Genomic DNA, 19583 nt, shown 5'->3' on the forward strand with positions numbered 1-19583 from the left:
ATTTTTATTCAGTTCACTACTTCTCACGATAAAACGAAATTAACCCCCTCTTCTAAATAAAAAAAACTCATTTGCAATATTGATTGCAAATGAGTTTTCACTTTACATCTAGTTTAGTTTTATTATTTGGATGGTGTTAATTGATTTGCTCTAGGCATTGATAAATCTCCATCATATCTCGTTTATTCAGCTCACGTATACGATTAAAAATGGGAATATCTGCAACATTCCTAGTAATTAGGGTTTGATCAACAACATCGCTGACTTTGCCAGTTAACCAAGTATTCACTTCTATGCCATCGACGATTTCCTTGCGACCTTCATCATTAATTCCACTAGCATAACAACTTACACAAGGTACCGATAATTTATACACGCCATCATGAAGATTATCTTCAGAAATTACTTTCTTCCCTTTACAGAATGGACATGGATGACTTGATTTGATTTTATTGATTTGAGTAACAATTTTTTTGTACCCAAAAGCTTCATAGACATATGTTAGTTTTTTGTATTTTCCATTGGTGAAGTATTTATCAATAATAGTTTCTCTCTTCTCAGTAATGTTTGCAAAATCACAGATCGTTAACTGATTTTTATTACTTACTGCTTCGATATTATCTTTAATAAAGCCCCAGAATGGTAAGGCATTTTGTAAAACCACTTCATAGCCAACAAAGCTTGCTAGTTCAAGCTCAACCATTTTCAGAGCTACTTGTGTTTCCCTAGGTAATAAGGAGACATCTTCCGTAAGTACCATATCTCCACCAACAATTGCTTTTAGTTTTTCCAGTTCAGGGAGTTCCCCGACTATCTTTACTACCTCAGCAATAGGCTGCTGGATGATTTCACGGATATCGGTGCCATCGAATTTTAGCTTTTTATGATGGTTTAGAACAGTTCCTTCACAAACTGGACAGGTAATTATCTCTTTTGATGCTTTCATTTGCTCTTTAATAATGGATTTCGAAATAAACATATAACGCCCGATGATGATATTAAATCCTTCCCAAATCCTAGATGTTTTGCCTGCTTTATCATAAAATGACTTTTCCCAATACCCATATAAAAATGTATGCTTTTCAGCATCCGTCATCTCATTAAAGCTTTTACTAATATCTTGGCCAAGTTCGTTCTTTATTTCATCAAATAAGAATTGTAATTTAGGATATTGATAATATTTTAATACTTCCATCACGTCTGGATGTAATAATCCATCCCAGAATGGAACGGTTTTGTCCTGAATGACAACATCAATATCAAATTTTTCAATTACCCTACGACCAGTACAACATGAACAATGATTTTCCATATTATAGAAATCAAAGCTTCTTGTATCTTTATTAGTCGGATGAGAAGCAACAATATGATTGATCAGTCCACCCATTTCATAGAGAAAACTATACTGACTATACAAGTGTCTTTCTAGATCAATGGCAATGACCGGTGCAATCGTATCAGATTCGTATTCACCATAAATCAAGCGGGCCATTGATGATAAGCTTTTTAAGATGCCGCCTTTATAGACGTTTTCTGCACTTTTAAAATAGGCAATATGATTTTCTTTTAAGTACTTAATGCCTTTTTGTAGATTTAGTGTTGAAGCTATATGCTGAGGAGCAACTCTATTTGCACTATTTCTTTGACGATAATAATCATCGTGACTAACAACATCAAGATTTTGGACAGGCTCAATCTGTCTTTTACCAAAATCAACAATAAAATCAGAGCTTTCTAGCATATAATCATTATGTTCAATCATCATGATTGAGACAGTTTCATCCTCCAGAATGACCCTAACACTATCAATGAATTGGTTTAAAATATTTTGTGATAACCCTTTTGAAGGCTCATCAAAAATAAAAAGAGTATGGGGGTTTCTCGAGTTAGAAAACAGCTCAGAAACTAAATGTACACATTGAAACTCCCCTGTTGATAAAGTTTGTGTTTTTCTTTCCAATGTCAAATATCCAAGTCCAAGTTTTATCAATAAACTCAAACGTTTATGTGCAATGTCTTCATTCGGTAGTTCCTCAATGATATCTTCAATCGAACGTTCAAATATATCATCAATATCTTCACTATATTTAGTAAGCTTCTTTTTAATTTCCAGAAAAGTTGCCACTGTTGAACGGCTAGTAATGGATTGATTTCGATCTTGTCCAACCATTACTAATTTATCCTTAGGATATCGCTTTAAAAAATCTTTGGCCATACACTCATTGACGAGAGTGGATTTACCACATCCAGACTCACCCGTAAAGGTTACCAATCTATTTTTGGGAATCTGTATTTCATCCATTTGGATATTACGACAATAAAGGTCCTTAAATTGATAGTAATCGGTTGGTAATGCCTGCTTTCGTTCCCAAGGAATTGGTTGAGGACGTGGTGATTCTTCAACTATTTTTCCACCATATTTTCCACTACCAGGTCCAAAGAACAATTGTTCGTCAGTTGAATCGAGCACTGTGTCAGAATGATCAATGAGCCAAATTTGATTCTTATAGCCTAATTGTTTGATTTGATCTAGAATTTTTAATAATGTTTCATGATCAAGACCAACGGAAATTTCATCTATAATAATCACGGTATTTTCACTGGTTGCCATGAATTCTGCTAAGTAAAGTCTTGTCAATTCTCCACCCGACAATGTTCCCATAATACGATTTAATGTTAAGTAACCAATATTCATATTGATGATATTTTTGAGAATATGTTGTTTAGCTTCAGAGATTTGTAACTCTTCTGAAAGGGAGAAAATGGATTCAATACTTAGGTTGTTGATATCGGAAATAGTATGAGGTTGATTAAATAATTCAATCTTATATTGCTCTACTTCTTCATTAAAGCGGTTCCCATTACACTTTGGACATTCAACATTTTTGGTAGTGCCCCGTCCTTTACAATCTGGACACCAGCCTAATGCATTATTAAAAGAAAAAACTTCAGGAGAAAGATTGAATTTATCAGCAAGACAAACACGAATATCTTTAAATACGCCAGTATGCGTGCCAATTGTAGAACGTGGATTTGACGATATGGATGATCTTCCAAGAAAAAGTACTAAAGGCATTTCTTCCATTTTAATGGCACTGAAATTGGTTTCCATAATATTGGAAAATAAGTACTGATATTCAGCCTTAGGCAATAAGGAAACAAGACGTTTCTTGGATTCTTCACCAATTGTTTGACAAAAGGTTGTTTTACCAGATCCAGACAAACCCGCAATTCCCAATGATTTATCTGCTGGTAATACTGCATCTAATTTGTTAATATTGTTCGCAATTAATCGATTTATTTTCATTGTGATATCCGCTCAATTCTCTAAATTTAGTCTTTCAATATTTGCACTATAACTAATCAACATCATTGAATTAAATACTTAAACATATTCATGAAATAGGGCTTTTCCAAAATATTTTGAAGAGCTCTATTTTCATATTTTTTAAACAACCTGCCACAATAGTCGTCGAATAATTATATCTGTCTAACAGTGGCAGCTCGGTCCTAGCTAATTTGTAGACTTAATTCATGAAAAATCTGACATTCTTTTGTCTAGCTGTTCAAGAACAAGAGGCCAAGCCTGTTCATGCTGGTTCTTCGAAGCTTCATCTGGAAACCCTTTATGCATAAGTAGCAATCGTGTTCCGTCCCCATTAGTTTCAAGTTCAACGGTGACAACAGTTTCAGCACCCTTAGTTCCACCAGCCCCAGTGACCCAAGTTAATTCAACGAGACGATTCTGCTCAAGCCTTAGAAACCTACCGTAATGAGGATGACGATTTTCCTCGAAAATAGTTTCAAAGAAGAAAACAGTGTTAACCTCCCCTTCCATTATTACTGTTCCTGGTGCAGCAAACCAACGGTCAAAGTGCTTCGTCCATGCTTTGAAAAGTACATCAGGTGTATGATTCATTTGTTGTTCTACCGTAAGCGTAAAGGGTCTTGATGTAAGATCAGGATTGGATATAGGTTTCATAGTGAATAACTCCAATTCAGTAATTTATTTTAATGATTTATGTATGTAAATTGTTTCAAACTTTGCTTGCTTCTTTAACGCCATAAGTGAAATAGGAATGCTCCCAATTTGATAGGCAAAATCCTAAACTCTAGCACCTTAGTGAATCAAATAATAAGCTTTATTAATTCCCCACAATAAAATAAAAACCCAAACCATTATTATGATTGAAGCAACTATCCAATTCTTAGGCTTCCCTTTTTTCATCAACTCTTCTGCCATAATTTCACAATTGGTTATTACACTATCTGGTATCATCTTTAATGCAAACATTATACCTAAAGGAACGATAATCACATCATCTATATATCCAAGAATCGGTATAAAGTCAGGTATTAAATCAATTGGGCTGAATGCATAAGCTACTACAAGACCAGCAAATAACTTTGCATACCAGGGTACTCGATCATCTTGATAAGCATAGTAAAGTATAAAAACTTGTTTTTTCAAATTCCTTGCCCATGCTTTTATTTTCATTATCATTTTTTCACTTCCATCTTCTGTTTAAAATTCAAATATCCTTAACATCAAATTAATCCCTACTTAAAAAATGGTTTATATAATGAGATTGTGATAAAGCATTTACTCATAAAGGGAGGAATTATGATGCTTTCTGATATTTTTTATGAATTCAAAAACTGGTGGATCGGCGAGTCCAGAACAACAGTTGAAAATGAGGAATTTGAACGTCTTGAATCCAAGCATACCAGGGTTCATTTTGATGTGGATATATATGAAATAATCCGTGTCCGTTAATGTACATGAGCCTTCTTACTTAAAGAAGGCTTTTTTATTTCAAATCGGGCAATTTTATGTATGACGGGGTTTGGAGCATGATTTTCCTTATCTGACCTGTCTTAATGGCAAAGTAGGATTGCTGCACTTTCACTAGGGATCTTAACAAATCACTTTTTCAAAATTTATAATTCGTTATTGTTGTTTATTTACTTAGAAAGCTATGCTTCATTATTTCATCGAGAAGCGAGAATACCTTATTGAGGGATTCTTTAGGTACATCTGCATAAAGATCACCCACACTTAATTCGAAAGAACAGGCATTTTCATCAATTTCTTTTAAATAAGTAGTTATGCCAATACCAGATTGTTTTTGAACTTCTAATAGAACAGTCTCTACTTGCTCTTTAGCATGATGGAAATGGACGTGAAACATATTGGAAACAGGAACAACCGGCAGTGTTGAAATGTCATGGCAAGAATTTAACAGCTTAGCAAGCTCCTGCGCTCCTTCATAATACTGTTGCATACGTTCGACACGCATTTCAAAATAATAATCAGCTGGGATGATATAAGGATACAAGCTTATTAAATCCCCTCCATAGCGCCTTTTCCACACTTTTGATTGCGATATGAAAGATTGATCTCCTGCAAGTATCGCACCAGCAATCCCGCCAATACCTTTATAAAAAGAGATATAGATGCTGTCAAAAAGAGCACAGACTTCAGCGGCAGTCTTTTGGTAATACGGAAGTACTTCAAATAAACGGGCTCCATCGAGGTGCAGCTTTATACCTTGATCCTGACAATGTTTTGAAATTAGTTTGAGTGTTTCGAAGCTCGGCAATTGTCCACCTATTTCACGCTGTGGCAATTCAAGTAATACACATGAAACGCCTTCCACCATTTCAACGATATCCTTCAGCTCTATTACACGATTTTTGTCTGCAAGTAAAATCGTTTCAATATTATGTAATTCCTTCAAACCATCTTCTTCGTGAATTTCTAAATGACTTAATGGATGATAAGCCACTTTTCGAATACCTTTATCATCGCACCAAATCCGCAATGCAATTTGCTGAGCCATCGTTCCACTCGGAAAAAAAACCGCCTTCTCTTTTCCCAGTAATAGAGCCATTTTCGCTTGGAAATCTTCTATGAGTTGCCCTTTCCCATATATATCACTTTCCAATTCCTCTTTAATATTTTGGAAAGCTTCTTTTAATACCTGAATATTCCGTCTGCCATGGCCGTTCAATTGGTATTTGGTTTGCTTATATGTATCTTGTAATGCACTTGTTGCATTCATGATTTTTGCCCCTATCTATTTTCAGAATACTTAAATTATGGATTTACTTATATTATTTGTTATAGAGTTCATTCTTTCAAGTGAATTCGAGGCTTCGTATTCAAATCACTTCTCAACACTTCAATATTCCATGATTTGTATTTTACGTCAAAGACAAAGCCGAATTCCATATTAGGAAATTCGGCTTTGTTAAAATGGTTTATTTTTTGATGTAAGTAATACTTAGGGCTTATTGTACTCCCACTGCATCGAACGATTGTTTTACGGAATTGACTTCTAAGGAAGTTGCCCCATAAAGATCTGCCGCAGCCTGAACAAGAGCTGCACGTGCTTGGCTGAATGTAGATGAGGCTGTTAAGTAGACTGTATTAGCACGATAATAAATGGCTCCTACTTTCTCATGGCCAATCCCTTGCACAGTCACGCCATAATGTGATCCACCTTTTGCCAATAAGTAAGCTGCTTTATTAATTATTCCGCTATTAATATGGACTCCACCGTTATCCGATGTTCCGGTATAGCGTTTTGAGTAATGATCAGGATCACCATATTTTGCTGGATCGCTCATTGAACGAAGCGCATCATTCGGAGTATTAGGTGTATAGATATCTTCTCCAATTTCATAATCAGGTTTGTTGTTATCATAAAACTCTACAACCGTTCCGAAAATATCCGATATTGCTTCATTTAATGCTCCAGATTCATTTTGATAGATTAAATCTGAGCTAGTATCTGTTACTGCATGAGTAAGCTCATGTGCCACAACGTCAATGCTACCAGATAATGGAATGAAGGTCGATCCATCGCCATCGCCGTAAACCATTTGACTACCGTTCCAGAAAGCGTTGTTGTAATTACGTCCATAGTGAACACTAGACTTAAGGACTGAACCTTTATCATCATAGGAATTTCGGCCAAAAACATTTTTATAAAAATCATAGGTTCTACCAGCATAATAATGTGCATCAACAGCAGCAGCATCATATGAGCCATTTAGCAAGTTATCCATACTTGCCCAAAGTGAGCCTGAAAGACGAGTTCGATTAGCAGCATCATATGTCAAGATGCCTCCACCTCTCGTATTATCTTGTAAATAATAAGTTGAACCTGAAAGAGTTAAATTAATAGTCTTGGAATCTCCCAATACTCCATTACCTGTTCCGGTTACATTCGTACCGCTTGTATTGCCACCACCTGGTTTGCTGGCAAGCGTACTTTGACCGTGTGCCTCATCAAGATCATTAAAACTATTTAATATCTTCCCTGTTGCAGCTTCAACAAAATAGTTGTAATTTCCTGGTTTTGGAGATAGGAAGTTTAAGTTTACAAGATAAGCATATGTAGCTTCATCGCCTTGTGAATAGACGACAAGGTCAGCTGTTGGATCTTTTTCATAGTCCGGAGTATAACCAAGATTTGCTTCTGCTATTTTAATAGCTTGTTTGGCATTTACCTTCTTTTCAGTTTTAAGTCCTTTTTTGGTTTCAAGGTCAGGGACAACCGTACCAGAGAAAACCGTTAAGACACCATCCTCTGCTACAAGTGCAGCTTGAGTAGAGCCCCATACTGGAACACCTTCGTATACTTGCTGAAGTCGAAGAGCAGTAGAACCGAACTTATCCTTTTTATTTGATGTAATGATGAAGGATTTCTCAGAGGACTTGGAGCCTACCTTGAATTTCTCTTTATTCGCATTTAAATAATCATATACAATACTCTCTGCACTTTTTGCTGATGATTTGGTAAGGGTTCCAGAAACAAATTCGGGGGACCCAACTGACTCATTGTACTTATAGTTTGATAAAACATTTTTTGGTGCAGCTAATGCAGATGTGACAGACAATGTACTTGTAGCTAACCCTAATGACAACCCAATTGCTAACATTTTTTTGTTCACTTAAAACTCCTCCTTGGTTAACATATATTGATAACGAAATCTATCGTATCATCCTTATAATTAGTTTTCAAACTATTTTTAAATTTCAGTAAAATAGTCTTATAGTTACATGCTTCTAATGGATAAATTCTAAAAAAATCCATAACTTATCAAAAAATGACAATTAATCATTGCAAGAGAAGCACTTATATTTCCTCAGTCGCAGATGGACTTATTACTGTAATTTTTGCTTCCTGGTCTAAGAATAGTGATAGTCTTCGAAAAGTGATTTTCCCTCTGCCAGTAATGACTACTATTTTATTCTTCACATCAATCATTAATGGCAGCATGGATTAAGCCTCTAGTAGAAAAAGAGTATTGATAATTTTTGTTTACTAGTGTTTCTATTACTCTCTCAATGAAAACCTCTTCCACCTTCGAATCACAGCCTAAATATCTGCACAGGGTTACTCCATCTGAAAGTGTAGCAATATTTTTTTCTATTTCCTTCATTAATAAGCCTGTAAATAGAAGATAGGGAACGAAAATGATGTTCCTATTTTTCATTAAGGATACTTCAGAAAGAATGGATGAAAAGCTAGGCTTTGCTGCAGTAAGAAAACAAGTCCGAACATCAGAAATACCTGAATGCTTTCTTACCAGGTTTCCTAAGGCTCTTAAATCTCTTTCAACCTCTGGATCAGTACTTCCTCTTCCAATTAAAACGATGGTTGAGTCAGTCGATAAAGCTTGTTTTTCTTTTATTCGATCGATTACACTCCAGGCTAACTTCTCATGAACACCAATTGGTCTACCGTATGTAACTGTAACGTTCGGATATTTAATAACTAAATGTCTTAGCTCATCTGGTATGTCCTTCTTGGCATGAACGGCTGTTAATAATAGTAAAGGAACTACAGCAATGTGTGTTGCTCCTTTTTTGACACAGGCTCCAAATCCTTCTTCAATGGATGGATTGGCTAATTCTAAAAAGCAAATTTGGTGAATGTCTGCAGTGATATGTTTCTGACAACGTTCAATAAAAGAGATGGCTTCTTCACATGCAGTCTTCAGTCTACTTCCATGGCATACGTAAAGAATTGCCTGCATTTTATAATGCCTCACTAATAGGGACAGACTCTTGCAAGATATCCTCGAACCATTTTATTTTTTCCCGATAACGTACTACCTCACCAATGATGATCATACTTGGATTTTGAATATTTTTTTCTCTTACAATGTCTACAATTGTACGTAAAGTACCAGTTACGGTTTTTTGTATATTGGTCGTACCCCATTGAACAAGAGCGACGGGTGTATCTTGGCTTTTACCGTACTTCAAAAGCTGTTCTCTAATATAAGGGAGATTACTTACCCCCATATAAATTGCCAATGTATCAACGCCATTAGCTAAACCTTCCCATTTTACTCCTTCTAATTTGTCATCTTTATGGTGACCGGTAATTAGGGCCACACTTGAGCTAACATCTCTATGAGTAACGGGAATACCTGCATAAGCTGCAGCGGCAATACCTGATGTGATACCAGGAACAATTTCAAAAGGAATATTATGCTTTGCTAGAGCTTCCGCCTCTTCCCCACCTCTTCCAAAAACGAAAGGATCACCCCCTTTTAATCTAGTAACAATTTTTCCACTTTTTGCATAACGAATCAGGAAATGATGAATTGTTTCTTGCTTCATTGTGTGATAATTGGGTAATTTACCACAGTAAATCAAATCTGCTCCTTTTTTTGCATAGGAAAGCAATTCTTTATTTACCAATCGATCATAAAGGATGACATCTGATTTTTTGATGCAATTGATAGCTTTTAAAGTGATAAGCTCTGGATCACCAGGTCCTGCACCAACAAGGTATACTTTCCCCATTTATTTTCACTCCTTATTAAGCAATAATTGTCTCTATTTCATGTAGGACAAAACCATTGCCACTTCGAATTTTTTTCTTCTCATACAATGAAATATCAATAACATCAGGTTTTTTAAGAAAATATTTTTCTAATTCTATCTCAACTAAATGAAATGCATCCTCATCTTTTTTAGCTGCAATTACCACATTCGTCACAAAATCGGCAGTAGTTACTTCAAATCTATATAAATTCATTCAATAGCCTCCTAGATTGAGTGCTTTAACTAAATATATCCGCACTGCCATGCTATGCCTGTTGCATAGCATGATCCAGTGCCGTTTGAAGGGGATTAAGACCTACCCTACCTATATAATTAAAAAATGATTCATCTTTAATTTTGTCGGATTTAAAATGTAATAGAATGGCTTTAATAGCCTCCTTTAAATAGTCGGCTTCAATTTTCCCTTGTAGCTTCTCATTGAATTTACCGCCATCCTGCAGGGTTCCACCTAAATATATTTCAAATGCTTCAATCATCCCTTTATCCTTCGTTTTCATTTTGATCCCTTGTAACCCGATATCAGCTATTTGGCGCTGGCCACACGAATTTGGGCAGCCTACCATATGCATTCTTACTGGAACATCTAATGAAAGCTCTTTGTCTAAGTCATTTGCTATTCTTTTCATTCTCTCTTTTGTTTCGACTAGAGCTAGATTGCAATACTCAATTCCTGTACAAGATACAGAATAACCAATGAATGATAAAGGCTTTGTAGAAATAGTGGTAAATATATTTTCTTTTAAGAGGGCTTCTACATTTTCATCAGGTATATTCGGAATAATCAGGTTTTGAGAATTACAGTTTCGTAGTTCACCATTCCCATACTTTTTAGAGACTTTGGCTAGCTCAATCACTTCATCAGAGCTTAAGCGTCCAACAGGTATATTGAGTCCAATATAATTTAATCCGGGTTGTTTTTGTGGATGGACTCCGTAAAAATAGCCCGCATTCCATTTTTCTGTTGCATCCTCTCCACTAGGTAATAAATTGACATACTCTAATAGTTTTTCTTTAAAGCGTTCTGGTCCCCAGTCGGCCATAAGGAATTTCAACCGTGATAAATGGCGTTTTTCGCGAAAACCATAATCCCTGAATATGGTTGTGACCGCTATTGCAGCTTCCTTGACTTGGTGTGGTAAAACAAATACATCTATTTTTTGTGCTAGAAAAGGTCTTGCTGATAGTCCACCACCGATTAAAAGGTGAAAGCCAACTTCCTCTTTACCATCGATGATCTTTTTAGCTGGTACGAATGATATACAATTTATTTCCGCATTTGATGCATTTTTCACATTTGTACTGATAGACATTTTGTATTTTCTTGGTAGATTCGAAAAGTCATCATTGAATTGAAAAAACTCGTAAACTTCTTTTACAATTTCTCTCGTATCAAACAATTCATCCTTGTCAATCCCAGCAAGAGGATTTCCTACTATATTACGAGTAATGTCCCCACATGCCCCTGCAGAGGATAGACCCACCCTTTCCAGCCTATTAAAGATATCTGGAATTTGCTCAATTTTTAGCCAGTGAAATTGTATGGCTTGACGTGTGGTTATATCATACACGTCCCTACCATATTCCTTACAAATTGCTGCCAGCTCGATTGCTTGTTCATAGTTTAATATTCCAGAAGGAATATTGACTCGCATCATAAAATAACCGTCTTCTTTCGGGCGCTGTAGGTATAAACCAGCCCACTTAAATTTATCCCACTCCTCTTCTGGAATGGAGGAGAAACCGTTTTTAGCGTAATGTGGAATATCATCAAATATTGATAGCCCATCCTTTACTAGCTTCCATTGTTCTGTTTTATTCAATTTTTCGTTGTCAGCCCATGTTTTTTCATATGCCATCGTTTACACTCCCCCCTTAGATCAAACCCAAATTAATTAAGTTGCTGGATAGTTGTTGAACACATTCTTCTATGGAATATTTTTCAGTATCTAAAATGATTTCTGGATGTAAGGGCTCCTCATAAGGTGCGCTTATCCCAGTGAAATGAGGTATTTCATGATTGCGTGCCTTTTGGTATAACCCTTTTGGATCCCTTTTCTCGCATTCTTCTAATGAGCATTTCACATATACTTCTAGAAATTCTCCCTTTTCTACCAGCTGTCTTACAGAATCTCGATCTTGGCAATAAGGTGAGATAAATGCAGATAAAACGATTTGCCCGCTATCCACAAATAGCTTTGAAACCTCACCAATTCTTCTGATATTTTCCTTACGATCATGTTCATTAAAGCCTAGATCGGAATTTAATCCATGACGAATATTATCTCCATCCAACACATAGGATTGCTTCTCGTGTTCAAATAGCCACCGTGCAAATGCATTGGCGATAGAGGATTTACCAGATGCGGATAATCCAGTAAACCAGAGAATAAAACTCCTATGTTTATATTTTTTTCTTCTTTCTTCTTTAGTTATGGAAGCTTCGTGCCATACAATATTTCTTTGCCCACCCAAATTCTTAACCTCCTCTACGAAATGAATTGCTCTTTTAGTCCTTTTATCAAAACCTCAATCACCTCTGGGCGACTAAATGTGCTTGGAGGAACCTCTCCATTACGTAGCATCTGTCGTACCTTGGTCCCTGAAAGGATGACATGTTCGGAATGATCATGAGGACATGTTTTCGTCGTTGCCATTGCTTCACATTTATTGCAATAAAAGCTATGTTCAAATTTCAAAGGTACTATACCTAGCTCTTCTTCTTTAAACTGATCAAAGATTTTCTGACCATCGTAGGTTCCATAATAATCCCCGACCCCTGCATGATCTCGACCTACAATAAAATGGGTACATCCGTAGTTTTTTCTGACAATAGCATGGAAAATGGCTTCCCTTGGTCCTGCATACCTCATTGCTGCTGGAAACACTCCAAGAGTCACCCGGTTTTTTTGGTAATAGTTTTTGAGAAGAACTTCATAGCTCTCCATCCTTATGTCAGCCGAAATATCATCCGACTTTGTTTCACCTACTAATGGATGTAAAAATAAACCATCAACCGATTCTAATGCAGCCTTTTGAATATATTCATGTGCTCGATGAACAGGATTTCTTGTTTGAAAGCCAACAATTCGAGTCCATCCTTTATGTTTAAACAGTTCTCTTGTTTCCTTTGGATCAAGTGTGTAATGAATAAATGGCTTTGGAGTGCGTTTAACGAGTTTAATCCTCCCACCTACATAAACTTCAGGACGTTCAAAAAGCTTTCTTACACCTGGATGAGCTAAATCCGTTGTTCCAAACACTAATAAGGCTTCCTTTTCTTTATCAGGTTGATAAATATCCTCAACCTCTATTACCCCGTAGGTTTCACCCTTATAGTTTAGACGGACTCTATCTCCTACCTTAATGGTATTTGCAGTTTGTTGATTGACTGGTAAAGTTATCGGCAAACTCCAAACAATCCCATTTACAAGTCTCATCTGATTAACGACCTGTTGATAATCTAGACTGTTTAAAAATCCTTCCAAAGGACTGTAAGCACCTATTGCAATCAATTCCAAATCACTTAGGGCCATAGAATCAATTTCGATCGTTTTTTTTACCTCCTGTAATGGGAAATCTTCCTCGTAAGCTTGAATTAACCTTCCTCCATGTGGTTGTAAACTCATCAGATTACCTCCATCATTCTTTATTAAATCGATATTTTTACTTGGTTTTATAGTTAAATACCAGAACCCTCTTCATGAATAGAGCGCTTTTCCTCTTTTATTGCTTTCATAAGGCTTATTGTCCCTAGAGTAGCTAGGATTACACTTAACAATACGGTTACAGAATACGCATCGCTTGCCAAAAATACTTTCACTAACAAATAAGAGATTGACAGTGAAAATAATGGGGAAACAAACCAGATACGTAATATTTTTTTTACTATATGCTTTTGTAGAACCCCTCTTCCATCCTTAGCCATACCAATCCCAATGATTGCTGATGAAGTCACTTGGGTAAGGGGGACAGGTAATCCAAAGATAGAGCTAATTATGACTAACGTGGCACCTGTAGTTGAAATAATGATTCCTTCCCATTTTGTGTAGATGGTAATTTTCTTCCCATTTGTTTCTAATACTTTTTTTCCAAGCAACAGTGCTCCGAGGGCTACGAATATCCCACCTAACCATATTCCATTTGTAACAGACATTATATTTGCACCAACTAGAGGACCAACAGCATTTGCAACATTGTTCATCCCCGCGGAAAATGCTTCAAAAAAACCGGCCAGAATTAGGAGGTAAGAAAGCCACCTGAATTCTTTAAGGATGCCTTTATTTTGTAAATGGTATAGGCCTTTAGCAATTGGGAAAACAATTAAAAATGCAGTTAATGGGACAATTAACCAAAACATCATAATAACAAGCAAAGATTTAACAAAAAGTAATTTATAAGCCACACCTACACCCACAACGGCTCCAACCGTTACCTCGCTTGTTGAAAGAGGAATTCCCATAAGGTTAGCTACAAATAGTGAACTAGTCGCTGAAAAAATGATGATTAGAACAATGTGTATATTGATAAGCTTTTGTGGTATAATTCCTGAACTAATCGTTTTAACTACTTCACCTCCACCTAAAACAGCACCCAGTACAATTCCAATCGCACAAAAAATAAGAGCGAAATGGGCTTTCCTGATAGCCCCAGACCCATATGCGACCCCAAATGAGGCTGCTGCACCACTCGCACCAATATTCATTGCAAAGAAAAGACTAATTATTATTGCAAACCATTCAATCATCTTCTGTCACCTTTAACCATGAAGTCCACATTCAGTTTTTCCCTGGCCCTTCCATCTACCTGATCGTAAATCATTCATATCAAAGGCTGGATTTGTGCAATGGGAGCATCCGATACTGGGGTATCCTCTATCATGCAAAGGATTATAGGATAAATTAAGTTTTGTTACATATCTCCAAACATCCTTCCATGTCCAGTAAATGAGAGGACATATTTTAATGGATTGAAACCTATCGTCTTTGTTAATGAATTGTACGTGTTTTCTAACATCAGATTGTTCATGACGTAGACCCGAAATCCAAGCGGTCGCCCCTTCAAGTTCCTCCTGTAGCGGCTTTAGCTTTCGAATTTGACAGCACAAGTTAGGATTGGACTTCCACAATTCGTCTCCATGCTCTATAGACTGCCTTTCTAATGAAAGTTTAGGTTTTTTCATGACAATGTTTAATTCAGGATACTTTTCCTTCACTCGTTGAATCGTTTCATAGGTTTCCTTAAAATGGACCTCTGTATCTAGAAAAACTATGGTTGCATTAGGCTTAACTTTTGTAATAAGATCTACCAACACAATCCCTTCAATCCCGAAGCTACAGGCATAAATGATCTGTTCCTTGTACATTTGGTATGACCAATCTAATACATTGAGAGCTCCTTTATACGTATCATCCACTTCAAATTCATACTTTTGTTCAACCCATGTTTCGTAAGTTATCATTTGACCACCCTCTTAGTACTGTCTCTACAAAAAAGAGACGTTTTAACAAAGGGAACATAATAATTCCCAATTGCTAAAACGCCTCTAGTTTGTCTAGTCAGCATTTTCAAATTTACTTAAAACGCATTTTTTCATTTTTTTCTAACTGTATTATTTTTCCATCCTGCACAATAAGAGTGACAGAACCAAAGGACATCGTACTTAACATTTCTTTCAATTTTTCAAACACTTCTTCTAGTTGAATATCCTTTTTCACGGTCGTCCCCCTTAACTACTATTTCATGTTTCTTCTCCATGAAAAAAATCCTTCCATTTCGGAAAGATTGTTAAGGTATGTACCTTATCTTCCAAAATGGGTTTCATTTTGCTGGAGTTAGCACCTTGCATAATGCAGGTTGCTGGGCTTCATCGGGCCAGTCCCTTCGCCTCTCTTGATAAGTTTTACTATTCAATTTATTTTATTATTTTAAATAATATCACATTTTTATTGTATGTCAACCCGAGTTTTTCGATAGGAATTATTTTTTTTAGAAAGGCTTAATCTTTTTGCGAACTATAGATTTTCATAGTTGAAATCAGTTTTATATTTTGAACCTGGAATAGGTATTGTATTAAATGTCACTTTTTGAAAGAATGAATTTATTGGAATGAAAGGTGGTTAAACATGTTAGATCAAAAAAGAATAAGGGATTTCGGTGTAAACATAGGGTGTTTAGAAACTGGAAGATTCAATTCCATTACTGATATTGAAGGAGTGACTGTAGGGCATGTAACCCTTAGCGATAAGGAGATGCAAACAGGTGTAACCGCTATCCTGCCTCACCAAGGCAATATCTTTAGAGAAAAATTAATCGCATCAAGTCACGTTATTAATGGTTTTGGTAAAACAATGGGGACCATACAATTGAATGAGTTAGGTACAATAGAAACTCCAATAATTTTAACTAATACGTTAAGTATTGGCACAGCAGCTGATGCATTAATTGAATATATGTTAGATCATAATCCAGAAATTGGACGTACGACAGGAACTGTAAATCCAATTATTTGCGAATGTAACGATATGCTCCTAAATGATGTTCGAGCAAGATTTATTACTAAAGAGCATATTTTCCAAGCATTATCCAATGCAACTTCTGAATTTAGTGAAGGTACAGTTGGAGCAGGTACTGGAATGGTATGTTATTCATTAAAAGGTGGTATTGGGTCTTCCTCGAGAATTATGAAGCTACAACTTGGAGTTTATACAATGGGGGTACTGGTGTTATCAAACTTTGGAATATTAAGTGATTTGAGGGTCAATGGGAAAGCTGTTGGTGAAAAACTGAAAAACTCACTAATCAAGCCTTATGAGGAAAAAGATAAAGGATCGATAATAATCATTGTTGCAACAGATCTCCCTGTTTCTGAAAGGCAGCTAAATCGAATTATTAAACGTTCCGTAACAGGCTTATCACGTACTGGTTCTATTATTTCACATGGAAGTGGCGATGTAGTAATTGGTTTTTCGACAGCAACAAAGATACCTCATACGAACACATCCAATTGTCATTTAGTGTCAATGATCCATGAAGAAGATATGGACTTGGCATTTAGAGCAATTGGAGAGGCTACCGAAGAGGCGGTTCTAAACTCATTAGTCACTGCGACTCATGTTGTCGGAAGAGATGGAAATGAAAGACCTGCTTTTATAGATTTAATAGAAGCATATAATATTGATTTAACTAATATTTGAAAGATTTAATATCTCCTTACTATATTTTTGCTTATAATGTTTGTAACTTTAACATAAAATTTCTATTCATCGACATTATTCTTTATAAAGTAAAACGGAACGTATAATACCAGGAACGTTAAAAATGCAATGATTTCTAAAGGGATAATATAAAAAGGCCAGGGACCTAAATAGTCAAGTACTGAGGGATTTATAGGTTTCCTCATGATATACATATAGTTCCCTTCTATTAGGTAATTAAGAAGAAATATGAGTAAAGCATAGCCATTTAAATAAATAAGAGCTTTAAAGATGGACTTAAATGTTGGCCTAAATCCTTCAATAACTACCATGTATATATTTGCGATCACAATTCCCCCATGAGAAATAAAGAAATGAACATACCTGAAATGTGGAAAGGTATATTCTTGGAGATCTGGTGTTATCATTGCTTGAATGGCACTTCCTAGTCCCACAAAGTAAGTGAATTCAAATAATTTTTTACTTCTAACTATTAATAATAAACTAGATAACAGTAATGAAAGGCTGCTTAAGTGTAGAGGTAGTGAATATTGGATGGACCAGTCGTCTATCCTTATTAACCACCAGTTCAAGCTGATTTCTGAAAAAAGTAAAATGGTTGCTAATGAGTATCTGACAATTTTATTTGTGCTTTCCCTTTTTAACTGTCTTCTAAATATGTACATACCTATACATACAGCAAAGATTATTGTCAAAGTTAGTAAGTGTGTAAGGGAAAAAAGGATGAAAGGCTTGTTTCCATCCTCGATGAATAAATCTCTCATGGTTCTCTCCATATTGGACCAATTATTCTACTTGATTCTTATATTTTATTATGGTGTTTTTTTCTTTAATCTATGTTGAGGTATTCATTACTAAAGACAATAAAAAAGCCTATCATGCTATTTCTGCAAGTTAGGCTTTTGGATCGTTGTTATTCTTTTATTAGGCTATCATCTGAGTTGAATATATGGGGATCCAACTCCTTTGCTTTGTTATAGTCTTTTGACGCCAATTCTTGCAACCCTTTTTGTTGATATGCGAAAGATCGTTCTTTATATGCAATGGCGTAATTCTTGTCAAGATTAATGGCGTTGGTGAAATCGGCAATGGCGTAATCCATTTCCCCTTTTTTTACATAGGTTAGCCCTCTATTGTAATATATAGAGGCATCACTCCCTAGTTCAATTGCTCTACTATAATCCGATAAGGACTTTTCGTATTCACCTAAATCTCGATAAGCATCTCCTCTATTTGAAAAGGCTAATTTATTATTTTCATCCAATTCTAACGATTTAGAATAATCTGTTATAGCTTTTTTATACTTCTTTTTCAAATGGTGTGATACCCCTCGATTAATATATGCTTCCACATGATGATCATCCAGTTCAATCGCTTTAGTGTAATCAGAGATTGACTTTTCATATTTCCCAGAGTCTTGATAGATATTGCCTCTAATGATATATGCATCTATATATTTTTTATCGAGTTTTATTACCCTTGTAAAATCCTCAATCGCCTTGTCATAATCTCCTTTGGTATGATAGATTATTCCTCGATTGTAAATATATCCTAATTGATGGCTGGGATTTAATTCAATGGCTATATTATAGTCTTCAATTGCCTTATCAAATTCCTTTATTACACTATATACATTTGCTCTATTGTTATACGCATCTCCATAATCCTTGTCTAGTTCAATTGCTTTCGTAAAATCATCAATTGCATTGTCATAACCACCATTATCATGATATACAAGCCCTCTATTATTATAAGCATCTACATAACCGTCATCGAGTTCAATCGCTTTGGAGTAATCTTCAATTGCATTGAGAAATTCACCTTTGCTTCTATATGCATTTCCTCTATTATTATAGGCACCAACAAGAGAATCATCAGCTTCAATTGCATCAGTATAGTCTTCAATCGCTTTATCATATTCGGAATTGAAATAATGGGTATTTCCTCTTTCGATATATGTGTTGGTAAACTTTTGGTAGGCATCTGCTGCTTCGTTTGTATAGAGCAATTTTTCTTCTTCTGAGAATTGGTTTATCTTTTGGGAGAGGGCATCACGTAGATAGAAATGGAAGGTTAGTATTCGTGTCAATTCATCATTTATGTAGAAATATTGGAATGCTTGAAATATTTCTTTGTCTGTCATCTTATGCATTAATAATAATAAAAAGGTAGGGAAAAATCCTATTTCGGCAGGGTTATTAGGCATTGTTTTTTTCAAGTCTTCTGCTGCCTCAATATATGAATTTAATGAATTCTCCATATCAGTGTATGGCAAATTTTCCATGATCAGTCCTGACAGGAGTGATTCTAATTGTAATGTTTTGCTTCTGCTTTTTTCGATGGCAATGCGTAATTTTTCTTCTTCTAGATACTGTTTAGAGAGCTCTTTGGATAATTCGGAGATCAATATATGATTTTCAATCAACTTTCTACCTTGCTCGATTTTTTGTTTCATGTTTTCACATCCTCTCATTGATTCATTGATATTCAGCCATTTA

The 19583-nt window shown here is 35.6% G+C and carries 19 protein-coding genes and 1 riboswitch; of the genes, 2 read left to right on the plus strand and 17 right to left on the minus strand.

Annotated elements, in window-relative coordinates; all coding sequences use genetic code 11:
• Window positions 1-136: 136 nt before the first annotated feature.
• The 3 genes from G3O09_RS02650 to G3O09_RS02660 all read right to left on the minus strand — a co-directional run bounded on the left by G3O09_RS02650 (window position 137) and on the right by G3O09_RS02660 (window position 4504).
• Window positions 137-3307 carry an ATP-binding cassette domain-containing protein gene (locus G3O09_RS02650; protein WP_163099811.1) on the minus strand — a complete coding sequence of 1057 codons (3171 nt, stop codon included), beginning with the start codon at window positions 3305-3307 and terminating at the stop codon, window positions 137-139.
• A gap of 225 nt (window positions 3308-3532) precedes the next feature.
• Complete coding sequence (locus G3O09_RS02655) at window positions 3533-3982, minus strand: SRPBCC family protein (RefSeq protein WP_240338314.1); 450 nt, start codon at window positions 3980-3982, stop codon at window positions 3533-3535.
• A gap of 138 nt (window positions 3983-4120) precedes the next feature.
• Window positions 4121-4504, minus strand: a complete 384-nt coding sequence (locus G3O09_RS02660) for a YkvA family protein (protein ID WP_163099814.1) — start codon at window positions 4502-4504, stop codon at window positions 4121-4123.
• Window positions 4505-4624: 120 nt separating this feature from the next.
• On the opposite strand from G3O09_RS02660, the gene G3O09_RS02665 reads away from it, so the two are divergent.
• On the plus strand, window positions 4625-4777 hold the full coding sequence (locus tag G3O09_RS02665) for a hypothetical protein (RefSeq protein WP_163099817.1): 153 nt from the start codon (window positions 4625-4627) through the stop codon (window positions 4775-4777).
• A gap of 184 nt (window positions 4778-4961) precedes the next feature.
• On the opposite strand, the gene G3O09_RS02670 is transcribed toward G3O09_RS02665, so the two are convergent.
• From G3O09_RS02670 to G3O09_RS02725, 12 genes are all read right to left on the minus strand, one after another.
• The gene (locus G3O09_RS02670) at window positions 4962-6065 is read right to left on the minus strand and encodes a threonine aldolase family protein (protein ID WP_163099820.1); all 1104 of its coding nucleotides are present in this window, start codon (window positions 6063-6065) and stop codon (window positions 4962-4964) included.
• Between the two features lie 229 nt (window positions 6066-6294).
• Window positions 6295-7962, minus strand: a complete 1668-nt coding sequence (locus G3O09_RS02675) for a M4 family metallopeptidase (RefSeq protein WP_163099823.1) — start codon at window positions 7960-7962, stop codon at window positions 6295-6297.
• 185 nt (window positions 7963-8147) lie between these two features.
• Window positions 8148-8291, minus strand: coding sequence for an NAD(P)-dependent oxidoreductase (locus G3O09_RS02680; protein WP_163099826.1), 144 nt, complete (start codon window positions 8289-8291; stop codon window positions 8148-8150).
• On the minus strand, window positions 8272-9051 hold the full coding sequence (locus tag G3O09_RS02685) for a sirohydrochlorin chelatase (protein ID WP_163099829.1): 780 nt from the start codon (window positions 9049-9051) through the stop codon (window positions 8272-8274). Before G3O09_RS02685 ends, G3O09_RS02680 begins: the two co-directional genes overlap by 20 nt.
• A 1-nt stretch (window position 9052) precedes the next feature.
• Window positions 9053-9829 carry a uroporphyrinogen-III C-methyltransferase gene (gene cobA, locus G3O09_RS02690; protein WP_163099832.1) on the minus strand — a complete coding sequence of 259 codons (777 nt, stop codon included), beginning with the start codon at window positions 9827-9829 and terminating at the stop codon, window positions 9053-9055.
• Between the two features lie 16 nt (window positions 9830-9845).
• The gene (locus G3O09_RS02695) at window positions 9846-10064 is read right to left on the minus strand and encodes a DUF3906 family protein (protein WP_163099835.1); all 219 of its coding nucleotides are present in this window, start codon (window positions 10062-10064) and stop codon (window positions 9846-9848) included.
• A gap of 52 nt (window positions 10065-10116) precedes the next feature.
• Window positions 10117-11727, minus strand: coding sequence for a nitrite/sulfite reductase (locus G3O09_RS02700; protein WP_163099838.1), 1611 nt, complete (start codon window positions 11725-11727; stop codon window positions 10117-10119).
• 16 nt (window positions 11728-11743) lie between these two features.
• Entirely contained in the window at window positions 11744-12343 is a 600-nt protein-coding gene (cysC, locus tag G3O09_RS02705; protein ID WP_163099840.1) for an adenylyl-sulfate kinase, read from the minus strand.
• 14 nt (window positions 12344-12357) lie between these two features.
• On the minus strand, window positions 12358-13497 hold the full coding sequence (gene sat, locus G3O09_RS02710) for a sulfate adenylyltransferase (RefSeq protein ID WP_163099843.1): 1140 nt from the start codon (window positions 13495-13497) through the stop codon (window positions 12358-12360).
• Window positions 13498-13550: 53 nt separating this feature from the next.
• Complete coding sequence (locus G3O09_RS02715) at window positions 13551-14612, minus strand: inorganic phosphate transporter (protein WP_163100255.1); 1062 nt, start codon at window positions 14610-14612, stop codon at window positions 13551-13553.
• A gap of 15 nt (window positions 14613-14627) precedes the next feature.
• Window positions 14628-15329 (minus strand): phosphoadenylyl-sulfate reductase, encoded by a 702-nt coding sequence (locus tag G3O09_RS02720; protein WP_163099846.1) that lies wholly within the window; start codon window positions 15327-15329, stop codon window positions 14628-14630.
• A 112-nt stretch (window positions 15330-15441) separates the two neighbouring features.
• Window positions 15442-15585: a YezD family protein gene (locus G3O09_RS02725; RefSeq protein WP_163099848.1), complete on the minus strand. Its 144-nt coding sequence runs from the start codon at window positions 15583-15585 to the stop codon at window positions 15442-15444.
• A gap of 81 nt (window positions 15586-15666) precedes the next feature.
• Window positions 15667-15770: riboswitch (SAM riboswitch) on the minus strand.
• Window positions 15771-15993: 223 nt separating this feature from the next.
• On the opposite strand from G3O09_RS02725, the gene G3O09_RS02730 reads away from it, so the two are divergent.
• A complete protein-coding gene (locus tag G3O09_RS02730) occupies window positions 15994-17064 on the plus strand; it encodes a DmpA family aminopeptidase (RefSeq protein WP_163099851.1) in 1071 nt (356 codons plus the stop codon).
• 62 nt (window positions 17065-17126) lie between these two features.
• Here G3O09_RS02730 and G3O09_RS02735 read toward each other — a convergent pair whose 3' ends face one another.
• Window positions 17127-17849 carry a YwaF family protein gene (locus tag G3O09_RS02735; protein ID WP_163099855.1) on the minus strand — a complete coding sequence of 241 codons (723 nt, stop codon included), beginning with the start codon at window positions 17847-17849 and terminating at the stop codon, window positions 17127-17129.
• Window positions 17850-17998: 149 nt separating this feature from the next.
• On the minus strand, window positions 17999-19540 hold the full coding sequence (locus G3O09_RS02740) for a tetratricopeptide repeat protein (protein WP_163099857.1): 1542 nt from the start codon (window positions 19538-19540) through the stop codon (window positions 17999-18001).
• Window positions 19541-19583 lie beyond the last annotated feature (43 nt).

Source organism: Peribacillus alkalitolerans (assembly GCF_010882125.1).
Taxonomy (GTDB): domain Bacteria; phylum Bacillota; class Bacilli; order Bacillales; family DSM-1321; genus Bacillus_BN; species Bacillus_BN alkalitolerans.